The sequence below is a fragment of the Micrococcus sp. 140720015-1 genome (assembly GCF_053627595.1).
Genome location: NZ_JBSEYC010000001.1, coordinates 474,197 through 489,861, shown reverse-complemented (window position 1 = coordinate 489,861; position 15,665 = coordinate 474,197). Strand labels below are relative to the sequence as shown.

The window sequence follows — 15,665 nt, the reverse complement described above, 5'->3', positions numbered from 1 at the left end:
TCCACGCGTGCAGCGCATCATCGTCATCCCAGACTCGTTCAAGGGGGCCCTGTCGTCGCGTGAGGCGGGCTCCGCGATCGCGACGGGTCTCGCGTCGGTCACCGACGCCGAGGTCCTCGTGGTGCCCATCGCCGACGGCGGGGAGGGCACCGTCGAGGCCTTCGTGGCTGCCGCAGGGGGCGCCTTGCGATCCGCGACCGTCTGCGGGGTGTTCTACGGCGAGCGCGTGCCCGTCCACTACGGACTGATCGACCCGGACGTGGCGGTGGTGGAGACAGCCTCATGTGCCGGGCTCCCGCTCGCCTCCGGACGCGAGGACACGGGACGGGCCACGACGTTCGGGGTCGGCGAGCAGATCCTCGACGCGGTGTCCGCTGGCACGCGCAAAGTCATCGTCGGGGCCGGCGGGAGCGCCACGACGGACGGCGGCACGGGCGCTGCCGCAGCCCTCGGCGTCCGGTTCCTCGACGCCGCAGGTGAGGAGTTCGTCCCGACCGGCGACACCCTCACCCGGATTGCGCGGATCGACTCCACCCCGGCACGAGAGCGGCTCCGCGACGTCGACGTGGAGGTGATGTGCGACATCAGCAACCCCCTCACGGGATCGCAGGGTGCAGCCCACGTGTTCGGCCCCCAGAAGGGGGCGGATCCTGCATCAGTGGCGAGCCTCGACACCGGACTGGTCCATCTCGCGGGCATCGTCGAGCGAGACCTCGGGGTCGCGATCGATGCGCTCCCCGGTTCGGGGGCGGCGGGGGGACTGGCCGGTGGCCTGCACGCCTTCATCGGAGCCACCTTGAAGCCGGGTATCGACGTCGTCCTCGAGACGGCGGGTTTCCACGACCTCGTGAAGACCGCTGACCTCGTCATCACCGGGGAGGGGCGCATCGACGGTCAGTCCTTGGCCGGGAAAGTGCCGATCGGGGTGGCCCAGGCCGTGCGCGCAGCCGGCCGTGCGATCCCGGTGATCGTCCTCGCCGGCTCCGTGGGACAGGACGCGGACACCCTCTACGACGAGGGCATCACCGCGATCGTGCCCATTGGCCGCGGTCCCCAGGACTTGGCGACAGCGATCCGCCGTACAGCAGAGGACCTGACCGCGACCGCCCGCGACATCGGGCGGCTGGTGATGGCCTGCTCCCCCACCGGGCTCACACGCTGAGGAGGGTGAGGACAGGCAGACGCTCGTCCTGGCCCACGAGGACTCGGCGGCGCTGCGCCGCATGGCGGTGCCCGAGGTGCTCGTCAATCACGCCGACCGCGAGGGTGCCCACATCCTCACCGTGCCCAGCAGACACCGCCCCGGCGTGGAGCGCGGGCTCACCTTCCATCATGAGGAGAAGCTGCGCACGGTCCTGTGGGGATGGCTGGGCGAGACGCTGAGCGAGGAGGAGCGCGACGGCGTCGGCCGGATAGTCGCGGGGCTCGACCGTGAGCTGGGGCGCGGGCTGGTGGGGTTGCTGGGCGCCGAGGAAGTCGAAGCCCTCGCCGAACGCTGCACCCCGTTGCTCGACGGCGGACGGTTCCCCGCCCCGAGCGGCCGGACGCCGGCCGTGCCTTGGCCGCTGTTTGAAACCCGTAGCCATAAATAACCACACAGCCCGCCAGGGTCACTGTGCCTCAGCTTTGAAGCACCTCCTGACGCCAGCAGCGCATAAAGCACTCGCAGCAACTCCTAAGAACACCTACGCCCGTCGTCCCGATCCTGAAGGTTCCTCGAGTGATCAAGAGAAGTTGCCGTTAGATCCCCAATGAAGCCGCGGTGCACCCCCACCAAGTTGCAGCGACTACCTACCGGAGACGCCAGTGACTGCACCCAGATATATCCTGAGCCTGCTTCCGCCACTCCCATTGAAGCAGGAGCGCTAATTAAAACAAGTTAGAAGATCTATAATCGACTTCGGGCAGTCTCATGAGGAAGTAAACCCTACTATAGTGTTCGAATCTATACTCCGTCATGGTCATGCACGCCATGGGCACCCTCTAATAGAAAACAAATTAGACACAGCTACCGCGATCACAATATTCACCCCTAACCATTCGCGCCCAAAACTTAGACAGGCGCACATATAACACCGAGTAAGAGATGGGCCTAAGTTAACACGGCCCCCAGCTATGCAATGTTTACGGTTTGTCAACCATCGACATGCTCTTGATATCCCCGCTGATCATGTCGGTAAGCCACTTCCAGCTCACCGTAGTAAATGAACAGTTGGCAGTAGCCCGGGCTTCTGCGACCAGAACTGGATGTACAGATCCCTTCAGGCTCCAGTCTGATTTCTTGTCATCGGTGACCAAGATCGCATGCTGAAAATTCACCCCTCTATTTGCTGCCATCTTGAGGCCCAATAGAAAGTCACACCAAACCAAAAAGTCGCCGGAACCGTCGTCCTTAAATCCAGGCGGGGTCTTAGCCAACTTTCGCTGACGTTCGATCCCATGAAGAGACGCGCGGCGCATTTCCGGAACGATCCCCCGCTTATCAATCACCTCCAGGAGTGACTCAATGTCGCCACCAGTGCCCTTTTGAATTACGTGTCCGTATTCATCTTCAAATTCTTCCACTAGGGGACGCAGTTTTTCTCCAAACCCCTGGAAGTTTGATTCGATCGCCTTGATCGCCTTTTCCAGACGCTCGAATGCTTGCCTCACGTCGTCAACGACCCCGGAAACAGATTGGATACTATTGTTCCAAAACTCCTGAACCACCTGGGACGGAAGAATCAATGGACCTTTGTGTTGGCTGGACAGATAGTCAATGACTTCTGTACCCCTCCTACCCTTTGCAAGATTAAGGAGAACATTTGAGTCAAATCCAATAGCAAATTGTTTCAATTCACCTTCGACTCGCGGCGCACTTGACCCTTCGCCTCCTGCCACCCTTAGGGAAGAGCGGAGAAAGGGAAGGAGCGGCGTAGACACCGTCCGATCGAGAACCTTCAGAATGTCCCATTGAGCACTCTCGAGCTGGCGCTCATTCATACCAAAGACCTGTCAACTCGTCGGCGATGCTCTTACCTCGCAGCTGCACATCGCGCGCCGTCCAGGAATCGAGCTTTTCAAGCTCCTCCTTATCCTGATCACACACTAATGGAAGCGCAATTTTCTTGAACGCTTCCCAATTGACGGCACCGTTTGGCCTCTTATTTTGCTCAATCAAAACGGTATTACCCACGGTGGATCCCCAGAATGTGAAATCAGCTGGCGGAAAATCGGTCCAGTCATTTGCCTGCCGTGGACGAATGAGGTGAAGCGTGCTGACGGATGCTGGAGAAATCGTACCTTCCACTTGAGAGCGCCGAAGAAATGACAGAGTTCCACGATTAAAAGAACGCTCAGCTACACGGTCACGGAAGTCATCCGCGGACGGATTCAGGTCCCCCAGGCTTCGGAGCGGAGTTTCCCAAGAACCTTCCTGAGTTACCTGCCTAGCACACTCCGCGAATCGACGCTCTACATTACCTGTACCAAGATTCCCAACGACTATTCGTCGAACAACGATTCGGAGAACGCTGGCAAGCCCCTCCGTTGCATTAGGCGTGCGGGTGATCGCCATCAGCAGAGGTCGCACCGTAATGACACCTAGATCATTAAATGCGTTAAATATGTTGATCCATTCGCCTTCAGACGGCCCCTCATTCGCCGGATCCAGGATCTGCATGTAAAGTGGGAAATATTCGTCCATCTTTTCGACAAGAGCATCGACGGAGGGAGGCCTTCTTTCATCACTTCCCGCGCCCTGCCCTTTATCGGCCAAGAATGAATACAATTCTTTCGCTTGAATAAACCCCGCGTCCATCATGGTAATATGACGGATGAATTGGACTAGAGCAGCATCACTGGCCTGATTGAGTGGAATCGCAATTTCTTGCCATCTAGCATATCGGTCATCGCGGTCGCTTTCAGAGGTCTCGCTCAAGATGTAGCTCTTTAGTAAATCAGCTGTTGTTAATCCCCGACCGCGATTGTTGATAACCTCGAACACGCCATAAGCCGCAGAGCGATCCGGATGGACAAAGAGTGCGACCATCAGCTTCTCGATAAGAAACTCTGCCCACGCCCCGAGCCGGCCGAATGGATCAGGTTCTATGTCCTGAGATACCCAACGGCTGAAACGTGCGTATGCCTGGGCGAGCTTCGATTCACTGGCTCCTTCTGCGTGGCCAACGGACACAAGGTCGCGCAGCACCTGGTCATCATGGGCATTAGAGAGGCGAACTCTCGGCACATCCTCATCCGTAGCATAGTCAATGCTGGTGAGGAAGGTGGACGTCAAACGATTAAAGAGCGCGATACGACCCAGATCCTTGGCAGCTTTGCGGATTGCCGCGGCGAGTAGGGTAACAGCAAGAATTCGCTGTTGGCCGTCGACTACGCTGTACCTCCGTCCGTCCTTGGTTAGGACAATGAGCCCTAGGAAGTACTCTTTTTGATGGAGAGCGTCTCGGAGATCACCCCAAAGCTGTTCGAGATTCTCGTCGGTCCAGGCGAACTCGCGCTGGTATGGTGGAATCAGAAATGTAGAATTCGAAAACAACTCACCTGCGGAAACCGCTGATGCACTCAGACTAGATTCCATAAATCCTACCCCTATCGCTGATTAGGACACCTTGAAATACGCGGTACCGAGGTGCACCCAAGTCACACGTTGAACCGGAACTCCACCACGTCGCCGTCCTTCATGACGTAGTCCTTGCCCTCCATGCGCACCTTACCGGCGGCCTTGGCATCGGCCATAGAGCCGGCGGCGACCAGATCGTCGAAACTCACGATCTCCGCCTTGATGAAGCCGCGCTGGAAGTCGGTGTGGATCACGCCGGCAGCCTCGGGCGCCGTCGCACCGACCGGAATGGTCCACGCACGCGTCTCCTTCGGACCAGCCGTCAGGTACGTCTGCAGGCCGAGGGTTGAGAAGCCCACACGGGCCAGCTGGTCCAGCCCGGACTCGTCCTGCCCGGCCATCTCCAGCATCTCGGCGGCCTCCTCCTCGGAGAGCTCCACGAGGTCGGACTCAAGTTTGGCATCCAGGAACACGGCGTCGGCGGGGGCCACCAGATCACGCAGCTCCTGCTGCTTGGCCTCGTCCCCCAGCACGCCCTCGTCGGAGTTGAACACGTAGATGAACGGCTTGGCGGTGAGCAGGCTCAGCTCGCGCAGCCGGTCCATGTCCAGCTTGTCCTTGTCCTTGGCGGCGAAGATGGTCTCGCCCCGCTCCAGCACCGCGAGCGCGGCCTTGAGCGCCTCGAGGTCTGCGGGCTCCTTCTTCTTGCCCTTGACCTCCTTCTCGACGCGCGGGATCGCCTTCTCCACGGTCTGCATGTCCGCGATGATCAGCTCGGTGTTGATGGTCTCCATGTCCGAGGCCGGGTCCACCTTGCCGTCCACGTGGACGACGTCGCCGTCGTCGAACGCGCGCACCACCTGGGCGATCGCGTGGGCCTCGCGGATGTTCGCCAGGAACTGATTGCCCAGGCCCTCCCCCTCGGAGGCGCCCTTCACGATGCCGGCGATGTCCACGAAGGACACGGTCGCCGGCAGGATGCGCTCGGAGCCGAAGATCTCGGCCAGCTGGGGCAGCCGCTCGTCCGGCAGGTTCACCACGCCCACGTTCGGCTCGATCGTCGCGAACGGGTAGTTCGCCGCGAGCACGGTCTGGCGCGTCAGCGCGTTGAACAGGGTCGACTTGCCCACGTTGGGCAGTCCCACGAATCCGATAGTCAAAGCCACAGTCCGGCAGTCTACCGGCGGGCCCGTCCGGAGCCGTATGGCTAGGGTGGTCGGGCCGCCCAGACCCCGACGAGAGGACGCACACCTGTGTCTGCCGAACAGAGGACGACAGCCGAGACCGCAGGGCCACCGGGTCCTCCCGACGCCGGAGGAGCCTCCCACTCCCCGGTGAACTGGCCGGTGTTCGCCGGCACCGCGGGCATCGTCGTCGGCTTCGCCCTCTGGGCCATGCTCCTGCCCGCCCAGGCAGACTCCGTCATCTCCGCCACGGTGAGCTGGATCGCCGAGAGCTTCGGCTGGTACTACGTGCTCACGGCGGGCGTCGTCGTCGTCTTCGTCGTGGTCGTGGCGCTCAGCCGCCTGGGCCGCGTGCGGCTCGGCCCGGACCACGCCGTCCCGCAGTTCAGCATGTTCACATGGTCGGCCATGCTCTTCGCCGCGGGCATCGGGGTGGACCTGATGTTCTTCGCCACCTCCGGCCCGGCCACCAATTTGCTCACCCCGCCTGACCTCGAGCCGATGTCCGACGAGGCCGCCCGCATGGCCCCGCTGTGGACCATCTTCCACTACGGCATCCCCGGGTGGGCCATGTACGCCCTGATGGGCATGGCCTTCGGACTGTTCGCCTACCGGTACCACATGCCGCTCAGCATCCGATCGGCCATCGCCCCCATCTTCGGCCGCCGCGTCCACGGCGGCATCGGCCACGCCGCGGAGATCGGCGCCACCGTCGGCACGATCTTCGGCATCGCCGTCTCCCTGGGCATCGGCGTCGTCTTCCTGAACGCCGGACTCGCCCTGATCCTGGACGTGCCCGTGACCACCGGTGTGCAGATCGCCCTCATGGCCCTGGCGGTCGGGATCACGATCATCTCCACCGTCTCCGGCGTGGACAAGGGCATCCGCCGGCTCTCTGAGCTCAACGTGTACCTGGCCGTCGTCATCCTGCTGTGGGTGCTGGTCACCGGCCGCACCACGGACCTGCTCAACGCCCTGGTGCAGAACATCGGCGACTTCTTCGCCTCGTTCCCCTCGATGATGATGCGCACCTTCGCCTACACCGACGGCACGGCGGCCTACCCGGCGGAGCAGTGGATGTCCGACTGGACGCTGTTCTTCTGGGCCTGGTGGATCGCCTGGTCGCCCTTCGTGTCCCTCTTCCTGGCCCGCATCTCCCGGGGGCGCACCCTGCGGGAGTTCGTGCTGGGCGTGCTGCTGATCCCCTTCGCGTTCATCATGCTGTGGGTGTCCATCATGGGCAACGCGGCCATCGGCCTGTTCCGGGGCGGCGACGACGCGCTGCTGCAGGAGGCCGTGAACTCCCCGGAGGCCGGCTTCTTCAGCCTCCTGCAGCAGTTCCCCGGCGCCACGTTCCTGATCGGCCTGGCCGTGTTCACCGGCCTGTTCTTCTACGTGACCAGCGCCGACTCCGGCTCCCTGATCATGGCCAACATGACGTCCAAGGGCTCGGTGGAGGACTCCGACGGCGCCCCCTGGCTGCGCATCACCTGGGCCGTCATCACGGGGCTGCTGACGCTGTCCATGCTGTTCATCGACGGCGTCTACACGCTGCAGAAAGCCACCGTGATCGTCGGACTGCCGCTGTCCGTGCTGGTGTACCTGGTGATGATCAGCCTGTGGCGGGTGCTCCACTCCGAGGCCCTCGCGATGGACTCCCGCACCGCGTCCCTGCCGCACGTGCTCTCCGGCCGGGTCCGGGACGCGAACAGCCGGGCCACGTGGCGGCAGCGCCTGGCCCGCCGCATGAACTTCGCGACCGCCAAGCAGGCCGCGGCCTACGTCGACCGCGAGGTGTCCCCCGCGCTGAGCGAGGTCGCCGCGGAGCTGCGCGAGCACGGGGCGGACGTGGACGTCACCCGCGGCACGCATCCCGAATCGGGCGTGCCCTGGGTGGACCTCACCGTCCGGTTCCCGGGACAGACCGACTTCAAGTACCAGGTGTACCCGGTGGCTTACCCCGTGCCCAGCTTCGCGGGCAGCCTGTCCGCGGCGCAGGACACCTACGTCCAGTTGGAGGTGTTCTCGGCCAAGGGCTCCCGTGGGCGCGACGTCATGGGCTACAGCCGCGAACAGCTGTGCGCCAACATCCTCGACGACTACGAGGCGCACCTGGCCTTCATGACCATGACGGGCGACGACTCCCTCCTGGCCGCACGGATCGACGCCGAAGCACCCGAGGTCTGGACCGACGCCGATCACTCCCCCGCCACGGACGCCCTGCCGACTGTGGCCCTGCAGACCACCAACCCCGAGACCGAAGGAGCACGACCGTGACCCCCACCCCCGACCCCACCGCGACCCAGTACATCGACGGGGCCTGGGTGCCCTCGTCCGACGGAGGCACCCGCACCATCTTCTGCCCCGCCGACGGCACCGAAGTCGGCGTCGTCGCAGAGGGCACCCGCGAGGACACCCTCGCGGCGATTGCCGCCGCCCGCCGCGCGTTCGACAGCGGCGTCTGGTCCTCCACCCCCGCCGCCGAGCGCGGTGACCTGCTCATCCGCCTCGCCGACCACATCGTCGAGCACAAGGACGAGTTCGCTCGCGCCGAGGCCCTGGACACCGGCAAGCGCCTCGTGGAGGCGGAGGCCGACATGGACGACATCGCGGCCTGCTTCCGCTACTTCGGCAAGATCGCCGATCAGCACCCCGGCCGGCTCGTCGACGCCGGCGACCCGACCGTGCTCTCCCGCGTGGTCAACGAGCCGATCGGGGTCTGCGGCATGATCACCCCCTGGAACTTCCCGCTGCTGCAGGCCTCCTGGAAGATCGCCCCCGCCCTCGCGGCCGGCTGCACCTTCGTGCTCAAGCCCGCCGAGCTCACCCCCCACACCGCCATCCTCACCATGCGGGCCCTCGAGCAGCTCGGCCTCCCCGCCGGCGTCGGGAACCTCGTGCTGGGCGCCGGGGCGGAGGTGGGCGCCCCGCTGTCCTCGCATCCCGACGTCGACCTCATCTCCTTCACCGGAGGCCTGGCCACCGGCCGCAAGATCGCCGAGGCCGCCGCGGCGTCCCTGAAGAAGACGGCCCTCGAGCTGGGCGGGAAGAACCCCAACGTGATCTTCCCCGACGCCGACTACGAGGCGGCCCTGGACAACGCCCTGAACGCGGCGTTCACCGACTCCGGGCTGGTCTGCTCCGCCGGCACCCGGCTGATCGTCCATGAGTCGATCGCCGAGCGCTTCGTGGACGACCTCGTCGAGCGCGCCGGGCACATCGTGATGGGCGGCCCCTTCGACGAGAACGCCGAGACCGGCCCGCTGATCTCCGCGGCCCACCGGGACAAGGTGACGGACTACGTCCAGCGAGGCATCGACGCCGGCGCCCGCCTGCGGGTGGGCGGCCACTGGGGCGGCGAGGAGCACAAGGACGGCTACTTCTACGCCCCCACCGTGCTGGACCGCTGCGACCGGGACAACCCGGCCGTCGTCGAGGAGGGCTTCGGCCCGGTGCTCACCGTGGAGACGTTCTCCACCGAGGCCGAGGCCGTCGAGATCGCCAACCACACCGAGTACGGCCTCGCCGGGGCTGTGTGGAGCTCCGACGCCGGCACGTGCCACCGGGTCTCCCGCGCCCTGCGCCACGGCACCGTGTGGATCAACGACTACCACCCCTACCTGCCGCAGGCGGAATGGGGCGGCTTCAAGGCCTCCGGCATCGGCCGCGAGCTCGGCCCCACCGGGCTGGGTGAATACGTGGAGCACAAGCACATCTACCAGAACACCGAGCCCGCGGTGACCGGCTGGTTCGCCGACCGCCGCTGAGCCCCCTCCCCGTGGGCGCGGGGCCAGACCCCGCGCCCACCCGTGACCACCGAAAGGATCCCCGGATCGTGACCACCACCACCCCCGACGCCTCGACCCCGCAGCCCGACACGCCCGTCTACGACTACATCGTGGTCGGCGGCGGCTCCTCTGGCGCCGCCCTCGCGGCCCGCCTGTCCGAGGACCCCCAGATCAGCGTCGCCCTGCTGGAGGCCGGCCCCACCGACGTGGACCTCGACGAGGTCCTCGAGCTGCGCCGGTGGCCCGAGCTGCTCGAGTCCGGCCTGGACTGGGACTACCCCATCGAGCCGCAGGAGAACGGCAACTCCTTCATGCGCCACTCCCGGGCCAAGGTGCTCGGCGGCTGCTCCTCCCACAACTCCTGCATCGCCTTCTGGCCTCCCCGCGAAGACCTGGACCAGTGGGAGGCGATGGGCGCCACCGGCTGGGGCGCCGAGCACACCCTGCCGCTGGTGAAGAAGCTCGAGAACAACCGGGCCGAGGGCGATCACCACGGCCACGACGGCCCCGTCGAGCTGATGGACGTGCCCGCCGACGACCCGACCGGCGTCGCCCTGCTCGAGGCCGCCGCCCAGGCCGGCATCCCGACGACGGCGTTCAACACCGGCGAGACCGTCGTGAAGGGAGCCAACTGGTTCCAGATCAACCGCAAGCAGGACGGCACCCGCGCGTCGTCGTCGGTGTCCTATCTCCACCCGATCCTCGACCGCGAGAACCTGGACATCCTCACGGACCACTGGGTGAGCGAGGTGCTCTTCGACGAGGACCGCCGCGCCTACGGCGTCCGGCACGTCGCGGACCGGCACGGCCGGCAGGCCGAGATCCACGCCCGCGCCGAGGTCATCCTCTCCGCTGGGGCGATCAACACGCCCAAGCTGCTGATGCTCTCCGGGATCGGCCCCGCCGAGCACCTGGCCGAGCACGGCCTCGACGTGCGCGTGGACGCCCCCGGCGTCGGCTCCCACCTGCAGGATCACCCCGAGGCGGTCATCTCCTGGGAGTCCAAGCAGCCCATGTACCGCGACGCCACGCAGTACTGGGAGATCGGGATCTTCTCGCCGACCAAGGAGGGGCTGGACCGCCCCGACCTGATGATGCACTACGGCTCCGTGCCGTTCGACATGCACACCTACCGGCAGGGGTACCCGACGGCGGACGAGACGTTCTGCCTGACCCCCAACGTCACCCACGCCAAGTCCCGTGGCACCGTGCGCCTGCGCTCCAACGACTACCGGGACAAGCCGGCCGTGGACCCGCGCTACTTCACCGACCCGGAGGGCCATGACATGGCCGTCGCGGTGGCCGGGATCCGACTGGCCCGGGAGATCGTCTCCCAGCCGGCGATGGCGGAGTGGGCGGGGCGCGAACTGGCCCCGGGCGAGCAGGCGCAGACGGACGAGGAGATCGCCGACTACGTGCGCCGCACCCACAACACCGTGTACCACCCGGTGGGCTCGGTGCGCATGGGCGCCGACGACGACGCCATGAGCCCCCTGGACGCCCGCCTGCGCGTCAAGGGCGTGACGGGGCTGCGCGTGGCCGACGCCTCCGTGATGCCCGAGCACGTGACCGTGAACCCCAACATCACGTGCTTCATGATCGGTGAGAAGGCGGCGCAGCTGATCCTGGCCGATCGCGCCTGACCACCACGCGGATGCGGCGGGCCCCCGGTGGGGGCCCGCCGCATCTGCGTTCGGGGGCGGACCGCGCGCCGGTCACGCCGGCCGCGCGGCTCCGTCAGAGGGCGATCACTCGCCGGAGGCCTCGGCGGCGGAGCCCTCCACGGTCTGCGTGGCCGCGGGGGCGGCACCGCCGTGGGTGACGGAGATCTTGCGGGGCTTGGCCTGCTCCGCCACCGGGATGGTGAGGGTCAGGACGCCGTCGCTGTAGTCGGCCTGGATGCGGTCGAGGGCCAGGCCCTCGCCCAGGGTGAGCTGGCGGGCGAAGGTGCCGGCGGAGCGCTCACGGGTGAGCCAGCGGCGGTCCTCGCGGGCCGGGTCCTCCTTGCGCTCGGCGCGGACGGTGAGCGTACGCTCCTCCACGTCCACGTCGATGGAGGCCGGGTCGACGCCGGGCAGCTCGACCTCGGCGACGAAGGCGTCGCCCTCGCGGTACAGGTTCATGGGCATGGACGCGGTGCCGGTCGCGCGGGTCGTCAGACCGTTCACCAGGCGCTCCATCTCACGGAAGGGACGCTCCATCTCGCGGAACGGATCGATGGGACGGGCCATGTCGGTTCACTCTCCTCGGGAGTCGGGTGGGCGCCGCTGACACCGCGGCGTCTGATCACCACAACAGCACGCCCGGCGAACCTATTCCAGAAATCTGCGTGAACTCCGCTCAACTTTCTGGAGGACGGCCCGCCCGCCGCGGCGCGGCCCCACCCATGACATTCGTCATGGCGCATTCCTGACGTCTGCCGCTCCCGCGGGGCGCGCCCCGTGGCGAGGCTGGAGCCATGAGCAACGCACCCGCACTCGCAACCCGGGGACTCACCCGCCGCTTCGGACCGGTCCGGGCCGTCGACGGCGTGGACCTCACCGTCCCCACCGGCGAAGTCCTCGCCCTCCTCGGGCCCAACGGCGCCGGCAAGACCACGCTGCTGGACATGGCCCTGGGCTTCAGCCCGCCCTCGGACGGCACGGTCCGCGTCCTCGGCTCCGACCCCGTCGCCGCCGTCCGCCAGGGCCGGGTGGGCGCGGTGCTGCAGACGGGCGGCCTGCTGGAGGATCTGAGCGTCCGCGAGACCGTGGCCATGGTGGCCGGCTGCCACCGCCGCCACATCGGCGTGCCCGCCGCCCTCGAGCGCGCCGGCCTCACCGGGCTGGCCGGCCGCCGGGTGAAGAAGTGCTCCGGAGGCGAGCGCCAGCGGCTGCGCTTCGCCCTGGCCCTGCTCACCGACCCCGAGCTGCTGATCCTGGATGAGCCCACCGCGGGCATGGACGTCCGCGCCCGCCACGACTTCTGGGACACCATGCACGCCGAGGCGGACCGGGGCCGCACCATCGTGTTCGCCACCCACTTCCTCCCTGAGGCCGAGGACTTCGCGGACCGGATCGTCCTGATGCGCGAGGGCCGGATCCACGCGGACAGCACGCCCGCCGAGCTCGCCACCGGTGGGTCCGTCACCCTCACGGGCCGCTGGGCCGGCGGCGGAGACGATCCGGACGCGCCCGCCCGCCTCGCCGCCGCCCTGGGCCTGCCGCAGGACGCCGTCCAGCTCGAACCACAGCACCCCTCCCCCGGCCGCCTGCGCGTGCGCGTCCCCGCCGGGGGCTCGGTCACCGGCGACGACGTCGCCCGCCACCTGCTGAACGAGCGCCTCGTCGAGGACCTCGCGATCACCCACGCCTCCCTCGACGACGTGTTCCTCTCCCTGACCGACGCCGGCCAGCCGGCACTCTCCGAGCCGCAGGAGTCCCTCGCATGAGCACGACCACCACCGCCCCCGGCCGCCTGGTCGGCTACGCACGCCGCGAGTTCGTCCGCAACGTGCGGATGATCGAGAGCTCGTTCTTCATCGTCGTCCTCCCCGTGGCGCTCTACCTCATGTTCGGCGCGCTCTCCGACTGGGGTGACCTCCCCGTCGGCCACGGGAACGTGTCTGCGTACACCATGACCGGCATGGCCGTGTACGGGGCGGTCATGGCCACCACCTCGATCGCCGGCTCGGCCGCCGTCGAGCGCCAGTCCGGCTGGGGCCGCCAGCTCTCCCTGACCGCGCTCACCCCGGGCGCCTACCTCGCCGGCAAGTGCCTCGTGGCCCTGGCCATGGCCGCCCTGCCCGTGCTCGCCGTGCTCGCCGCGGGCGCGCTCACGGGCGCGGAGCTCGACGGCCCGCTGCGCTGGCTCACGACGGGCGCCCTCGCCCTGGTGTCCTCGCTGCCGTTCGCGCTGTTCGGCCTGGCGGCCGCCCTGCTCTTCCGTTCGGAGGGCGCCGTGTCCGCGGCGTCGGGCATCCTGGTGGTGTTCGGCTTCCTCGGGAACCTCTTCGTCCCGCTCTCGGGGATCATGTTGGACATCGGGCGCTTCACTCCGGTGTACGGGGCCGGCGCCCTCGCCCGGTGGCCGCAGATGGAGGGAGAGAGGGCACCGATGGGAACGGAACCCGCCGCCGCCGCGGACCCGCTGTGGCTGCCGCTCGTGAACCTGCTGGCCTGGACGGCCGTGTTCGCGGTGGTCTGCCTGCTCGCCTCCCGCTCCCGGACGGCCCGCGCATGAGCCCCGACGGAGGATCCCCGGCTCCGGCCCGCCCGGCGGTCGGCACGGCGGAGCACGACCCCGCCGTCCTGCCGCTGCACCTGTGGCCGTCCACGCTGGGGTTCGCCGGGGTGTGGCTCATCAGCTTCGGCTTCGTCCTCGTCGAACTCCTCCGCCGGGCGTTCACGCCCGGGGACGGGCGGGGCGAGGCGATCCTGGGGGTGGCGGCCATCGCGGTCTTCGTCCTCGTCTACCTGGCCGCGTTCGTGGTGCCTCGCCCGGTGCGCGCGTGGCCTGCCTGGGCCAACACGATCCTCACCTGGCTCGTGCTCGCCGCGTGCGTGGCCGTGCTGACCCGGATCCTGGGCGTCCACGCCCTGCTCTACTCCCCCTTCCTCGTGGCCGCATGGCTCTTCCCCCACCGGCTCCGCGTGGGCCTGATCGGCGCCGGTGTCACGGTGGCCGCGGTGCTGGCGGCCGGGCTGCTGTTCTTCCCCGGCGATCCGGCGCTGCCCGTCGTGCTGGGCAACCTCGCCGTCGTCCTGGTGGTGCTGGTGGGCATGCGCCTGGCCATCGGCCGGGACGACCGGGTCATGGAGATGACGCATGAACTCGACCTCGCCGGCCAGCGGGAACGGCTCGGCCGGGATCTGCACGACATCCTGGGCCACTCCCTGACCACCATCAACGTCAAGACCCAGCTCGTGCACCGACTGATCGACGCGGACCCCGCCCGGGCCAAGCAGGAGGCCGCCGAGGTGATCGCCCTCTCCCGCACGGCCCTCGCCGAGGCGCGGGCCGCCGTCGCCGAGCTCGCCGCCCCGGAGCTGGGCGGGCAGCTCTCCCTCTCCGTGGGGGCGCTGCGGGACGCCGGGACGGCCGTCGAGGCCCCGCCGCCCGGCGCCGTCACCGAGGTGCCGGAGCGTCGCCGCGCCCTGGCCGCCTGGATCGTGCGCGAGGCCGTGACCAACGTGCTCCGCCACGCCGGGGCCCGCCGGGTGCGCATCAGCCTGGACGCCCACCACGTGGCGGTGCTCGACGACGGCGCCGGGTTGCCGGCCTCCGTCGCGGCGGGTGTGGGCCCCCGCACCCTCGCCGAGCGGGCGGCCGCGGAGGGCGCACGCCTCGAGGTGGGGCCGGGGCTGGGCGGAGCCGGCACCGGCGTGGCCGTGCACTGGGGCGGGAGCGCGACGGAGGCCGCACGCGGGGTGCTGCCCGCCGCCGAGGGCAGGATGGACGCATGAGAGAGGCAGCCGACTCGACCTCATCCCCGGCGACGCCGCCCTCGACCGGTCGCGGGCCCGGGGCTCCGCTGCGCCTGCTGCTGGCCGACGACCAGGCGCTCGTGCGCGGCGCCCTGGCCGCCCTCCTGGACACCGAGCCGGACCTGACCGTCGTCGCCCAGGCCGCCTCCGGGGACGAGGTGGCGGATGCCGTCGAGGCCCATGACGTGGACGTCGCCCTGCTGGACATCGAGATGCCCGGCGTGGACGGGCTCGAGGCCCTGCGCCGGATCCGGGACCGCGGCCTGGACTGCGCCGTGCTGATGGTGACGACCTTCGGCCGCCCCGGCTACCTGGAGCGGGCCCTGGCCGCCGGGGCCCGGGGATTCGTGGTCAAGGACACCCCGGCCGAGCAGCTCGCCGACGCCGTGCGCGCGGTGGCCCGCGGTGAGCGCGTGGTGGATCCCTCGCTCGCGGTGGACACCCTCGCGGCGGGGCCGAGCCCGCTGACCCCGCGGGAGGTCGACGTGCTGCGCGAAGCGCTCACGGGGGCCTCCGTCCGGGCGATCGCCGCGCGCCTGCACCTCTCGGCGGGCACGGTGCGCAACCATCTGAGCGCGGCGATCGGCAAGACGGCCACCAGCACGCGCGGCGAGGCCGCGACGGTCGCGCGCGACCGCGGGTGGTTGTAGGGGCGGCTCAGCGGAGG

At 68.0% G+C, this 15,665-nt stretch carries 12 protein-coding genes and 1 pseudogene; 9 read left to right on the top strand and 4 right to left on the bottom strand.

The features are described 5' to 3' along the window. Nucleotides 1-7 precede the first annotated feature (7 nt). Both ACUXPL_RS02320 and ACUXPL_RS02315 read left to right on the top strand, forming a co-directional pair. A complete protein-coding gene (locus ACUXPL_RS02320) occupies nucleotides 8-1,162 on the top strand; it encodes a glycerate kinase family protein (protein WP_454181639.1) in 1,155 nt (384 codons plus the stop codon). Between the two features lies 1 nt (nucleotide 1,163). Further along, nucleotides 1,164-1,592, top strand: a pseudogene (locus ACUXPL_RS02315) (SCO1664 family protein); the annotation flags it as partial. Between the two features lie 532 nt (nucleotides 1,593-2,124). Here the strand turns inward: ACUXPL_RS02315 and ACUXPL_RS02310 are convergent. The 3 genes from ACUXPL_RS02310 to ychF all read right to left on the bottom strand — a co-directional run bounded on the left by ACUXPL_RS02310 (nucleotide 2,125) and on the right by ychF (nucleotide 5,727). Beyond that, nucleotides 2,125-2,982, bottom strand: a complete 858-nt coding sequence (locus ACUXPL_RS02310; protein ID WP_454181637.1) for a PIN-like domain-containing protein — start codon at nucleotides 2,980-2,982, stop codon at nucleotides 2,125-2,127. Beyond that, complete coding sequence (locus tag ACUXPL_RS02305) at nucleotides 2,975-4,579, bottom strand: DUF262 domain-containing protein (RefSeq protein ID WP_454181635.1); 1,605 nt, start codon at nucleotides 4,577-4,579, stop codon at nucleotides 2,975-2,977. Before ACUXPL_RS02305 ends, ACUXPL_RS02310 begins: the two co-directional genes overlap by 8 nt. Before the next feature lie 62 nt (nucleotides 4,580-4,641). Next, nucleotides 4,642-5,727 carry a redox-regulated ATPase YchF gene (gene ychF / locus ACUXPL_RS02300; protein ID WP_206452118.1) on the bottom strand — a complete coding sequence of 362 codons (1,086 nt, stop codon included), beginning with the start codon at nucleotides 5,725-5,727 and terminating at the stop codon, nucleotides 4,642-4,644. 168 nt (nucleotides 5,728-5,895) lie between these two features. Here ychF and betT point away from each other — a divergent pair, with 168 nt between their 5' ends. The 3 genes from betT (at nucleotide 5,896) to ACUXPL_RS02285 (ending at nucleotide 11,176) form a co-directional block, all read left to right on the top strand. After that, nucleotides 5,896-8,022 carry a choline BCCT transporter BetT gene (betT, locus tag ACUXPL_RS02295; protein ID WP_454181633.1) on the top strand — a complete coding sequence of 709 codons (2,127 nt, stop codon included), beginning with the start codon at nucleotides 5,896-5,898 and terminating at the stop codon, nucleotides 8,020-8,022. Continuing rightward, nucleotides 8,019-9,512 (top strand): aldehyde dehydrogenase family protein, encoded by a 1,494-nt coding sequence (locus ACUXPL_RS02290; protein ID WP_454181631.1) that lies wholly within the window; start codon nucleotides 8,019-8,021, stop codon nucleotides 9,510-9,512. The genes betT and ACUXPL_RS02290 overlap by 4 nt, the downstream gene beginning before the upstream one ends. Before the next feature lie 68 nt (nucleotides 9,513-9,580). Further along, nucleotides 9,581-11,176, top strand: coding sequence for a GMC family oxidoreductase (locus ACUXPL_RS02285; RefSeq protein ID WP_454181629.1), 1,596 nt, complete (start codon nucleotides 9,581-9,583; stop codon nucleotides 11,174-11,176). A gap of 105 nt (nucleotides 11,177-11,281) precedes the next feature. On the opposite strand, the gene ACUXPL_RS02280 is transcribed toward ACUXPL_RS02285, so the two are convergent. Next, on the bottom strand, nucleotides 11,282-11,764 hold the full coding sequence (locus ACUXPL_RS02280; protein WP_454181627.1) for an Hsp20/alpha crystallin family protein: 483 nt from the start codon (nucleotides 11,762-11,764) through the stop codon (nucleotides 11,282-11,284). A gap of 227 nt (nucleotides 11,765-11,991) precedes the next feature. Between ACUXPL_RS02280 and ACUXPL_RS02275 the strand changes: the two genes are divergently transcribed. The 4 genes from ACUXPL_RS02275 to ACUXPL_RS02260 are packed head-to-tail and all read left to right on the top strand — an operon-like array spanning nucleotide 11,992 to nucleotide 15,648. Then, complete coding sequence (locus tag ACUXPL_RS02275; RefSeq protein WP_454181624.1) at nucleotides 11,992-12,963, top strand: ABC transporter ATP-binding protein; 972 nt, start codon at nucleotides 11,992-11,994, stop codon at nucleotides 12,961-12,963. Then, entirely contained in the window at nucleotides 12,960-13,754 is a 795-nt protein-coding gene (locus ACUXPL_RS02270; RefSeq protein WP_454181622.1) for an ABC transporter permease, read from the top strand. The genes ACUXPL_RS02275 and ACUXPL_RS02270 overlap by 4 nt, the downstream gene beginning before the upstream one ends. Further along, the gene (locus ACUXPL_RS02265; RefSeq protein WP_406926460.1) at nucleotides 13,751-14,977 is read left to right on the top strand and encodes a sensor histidine kinase; all 1,227 of its coding nucleotides are present in this window, start codon (nucleotides 13,751-13,753) and stop codon (nucleotides 14,975-14,977) included. The genes ACUXPL_RS02270 and ACUXPL_RS02265 overlap by 4 nt, the downstream gene beginning before the upstream one ends. Next, entirely contained in the window at nucleotides 14,974-15,648 is a 675-nt protein-coding gene (locus ACUXPL_RS02260) for a response regulator (protein WP_454181619.1), read from the top strand. Before ACUXPL_RS02265 ends, ACUXPL_RS02260 begins: the two co-directional genes overlap by 4 nt. Nucleotides 15,649-15,665 lie beyond the last annotated feature (17 nt).

Excerpts from the sequence above, each read along its gene's own strand:
- ACUXPL_RS02310 (WP_454181637.1), bottom strand. The coding sequence starts at position 2,982 with ATGAATGAGCGCCAGCTCGAGAGTGCTCAATGGGACATTCTGAAGGTT.
- ACUXPL_RS02305 (WP_454181635.1), bottom strand. The coding sequence starts at position 4,579 with ATGGAATCTAGTCTGAGTGCATCAGCGGTTTCCGCAGGTGAGTTGTTT.
- ACUXPL_RS02280 (WP_454181627.1), bottom strand. The coding sequence starts at position 11,764 with ATGGCCCGTCCCATCGATCCGTTCCGCGAGATGGAGCGTCCCTTCCGT.
- ACUXPL_RS02275 (WP_454181624.1), top strand. The coding sequence starts at position 11,992 with ATGAGCAACGCACCCGCACTCGCAACCCGGGGACTCACCCGCCGCTTC.
- ACUXPL_RS02270 (WP_454181622.1), top strand. The coding sequence starts at position 12,960 with ATGAGCACGACCACCACCGCCCCCGGCCGCCTGGTCGGCTACGCACGC.
- ACUXPL_RS02265 (WP_406926460.1), top strand. The coding sequence starts at position 13,751 with ATGAGCCCCGACGGAGGATCCCCGGCTCCGGCCCGCCCGGCGGTCGGC.
- ACUXPL_RS02260 (WP_454181619.1), top strand. The coding sequence starts at position 14,974 with ATGAGAGAGGCAGCCGACTCGACCTCATCCCCGGCGACGCCGCCCTCG.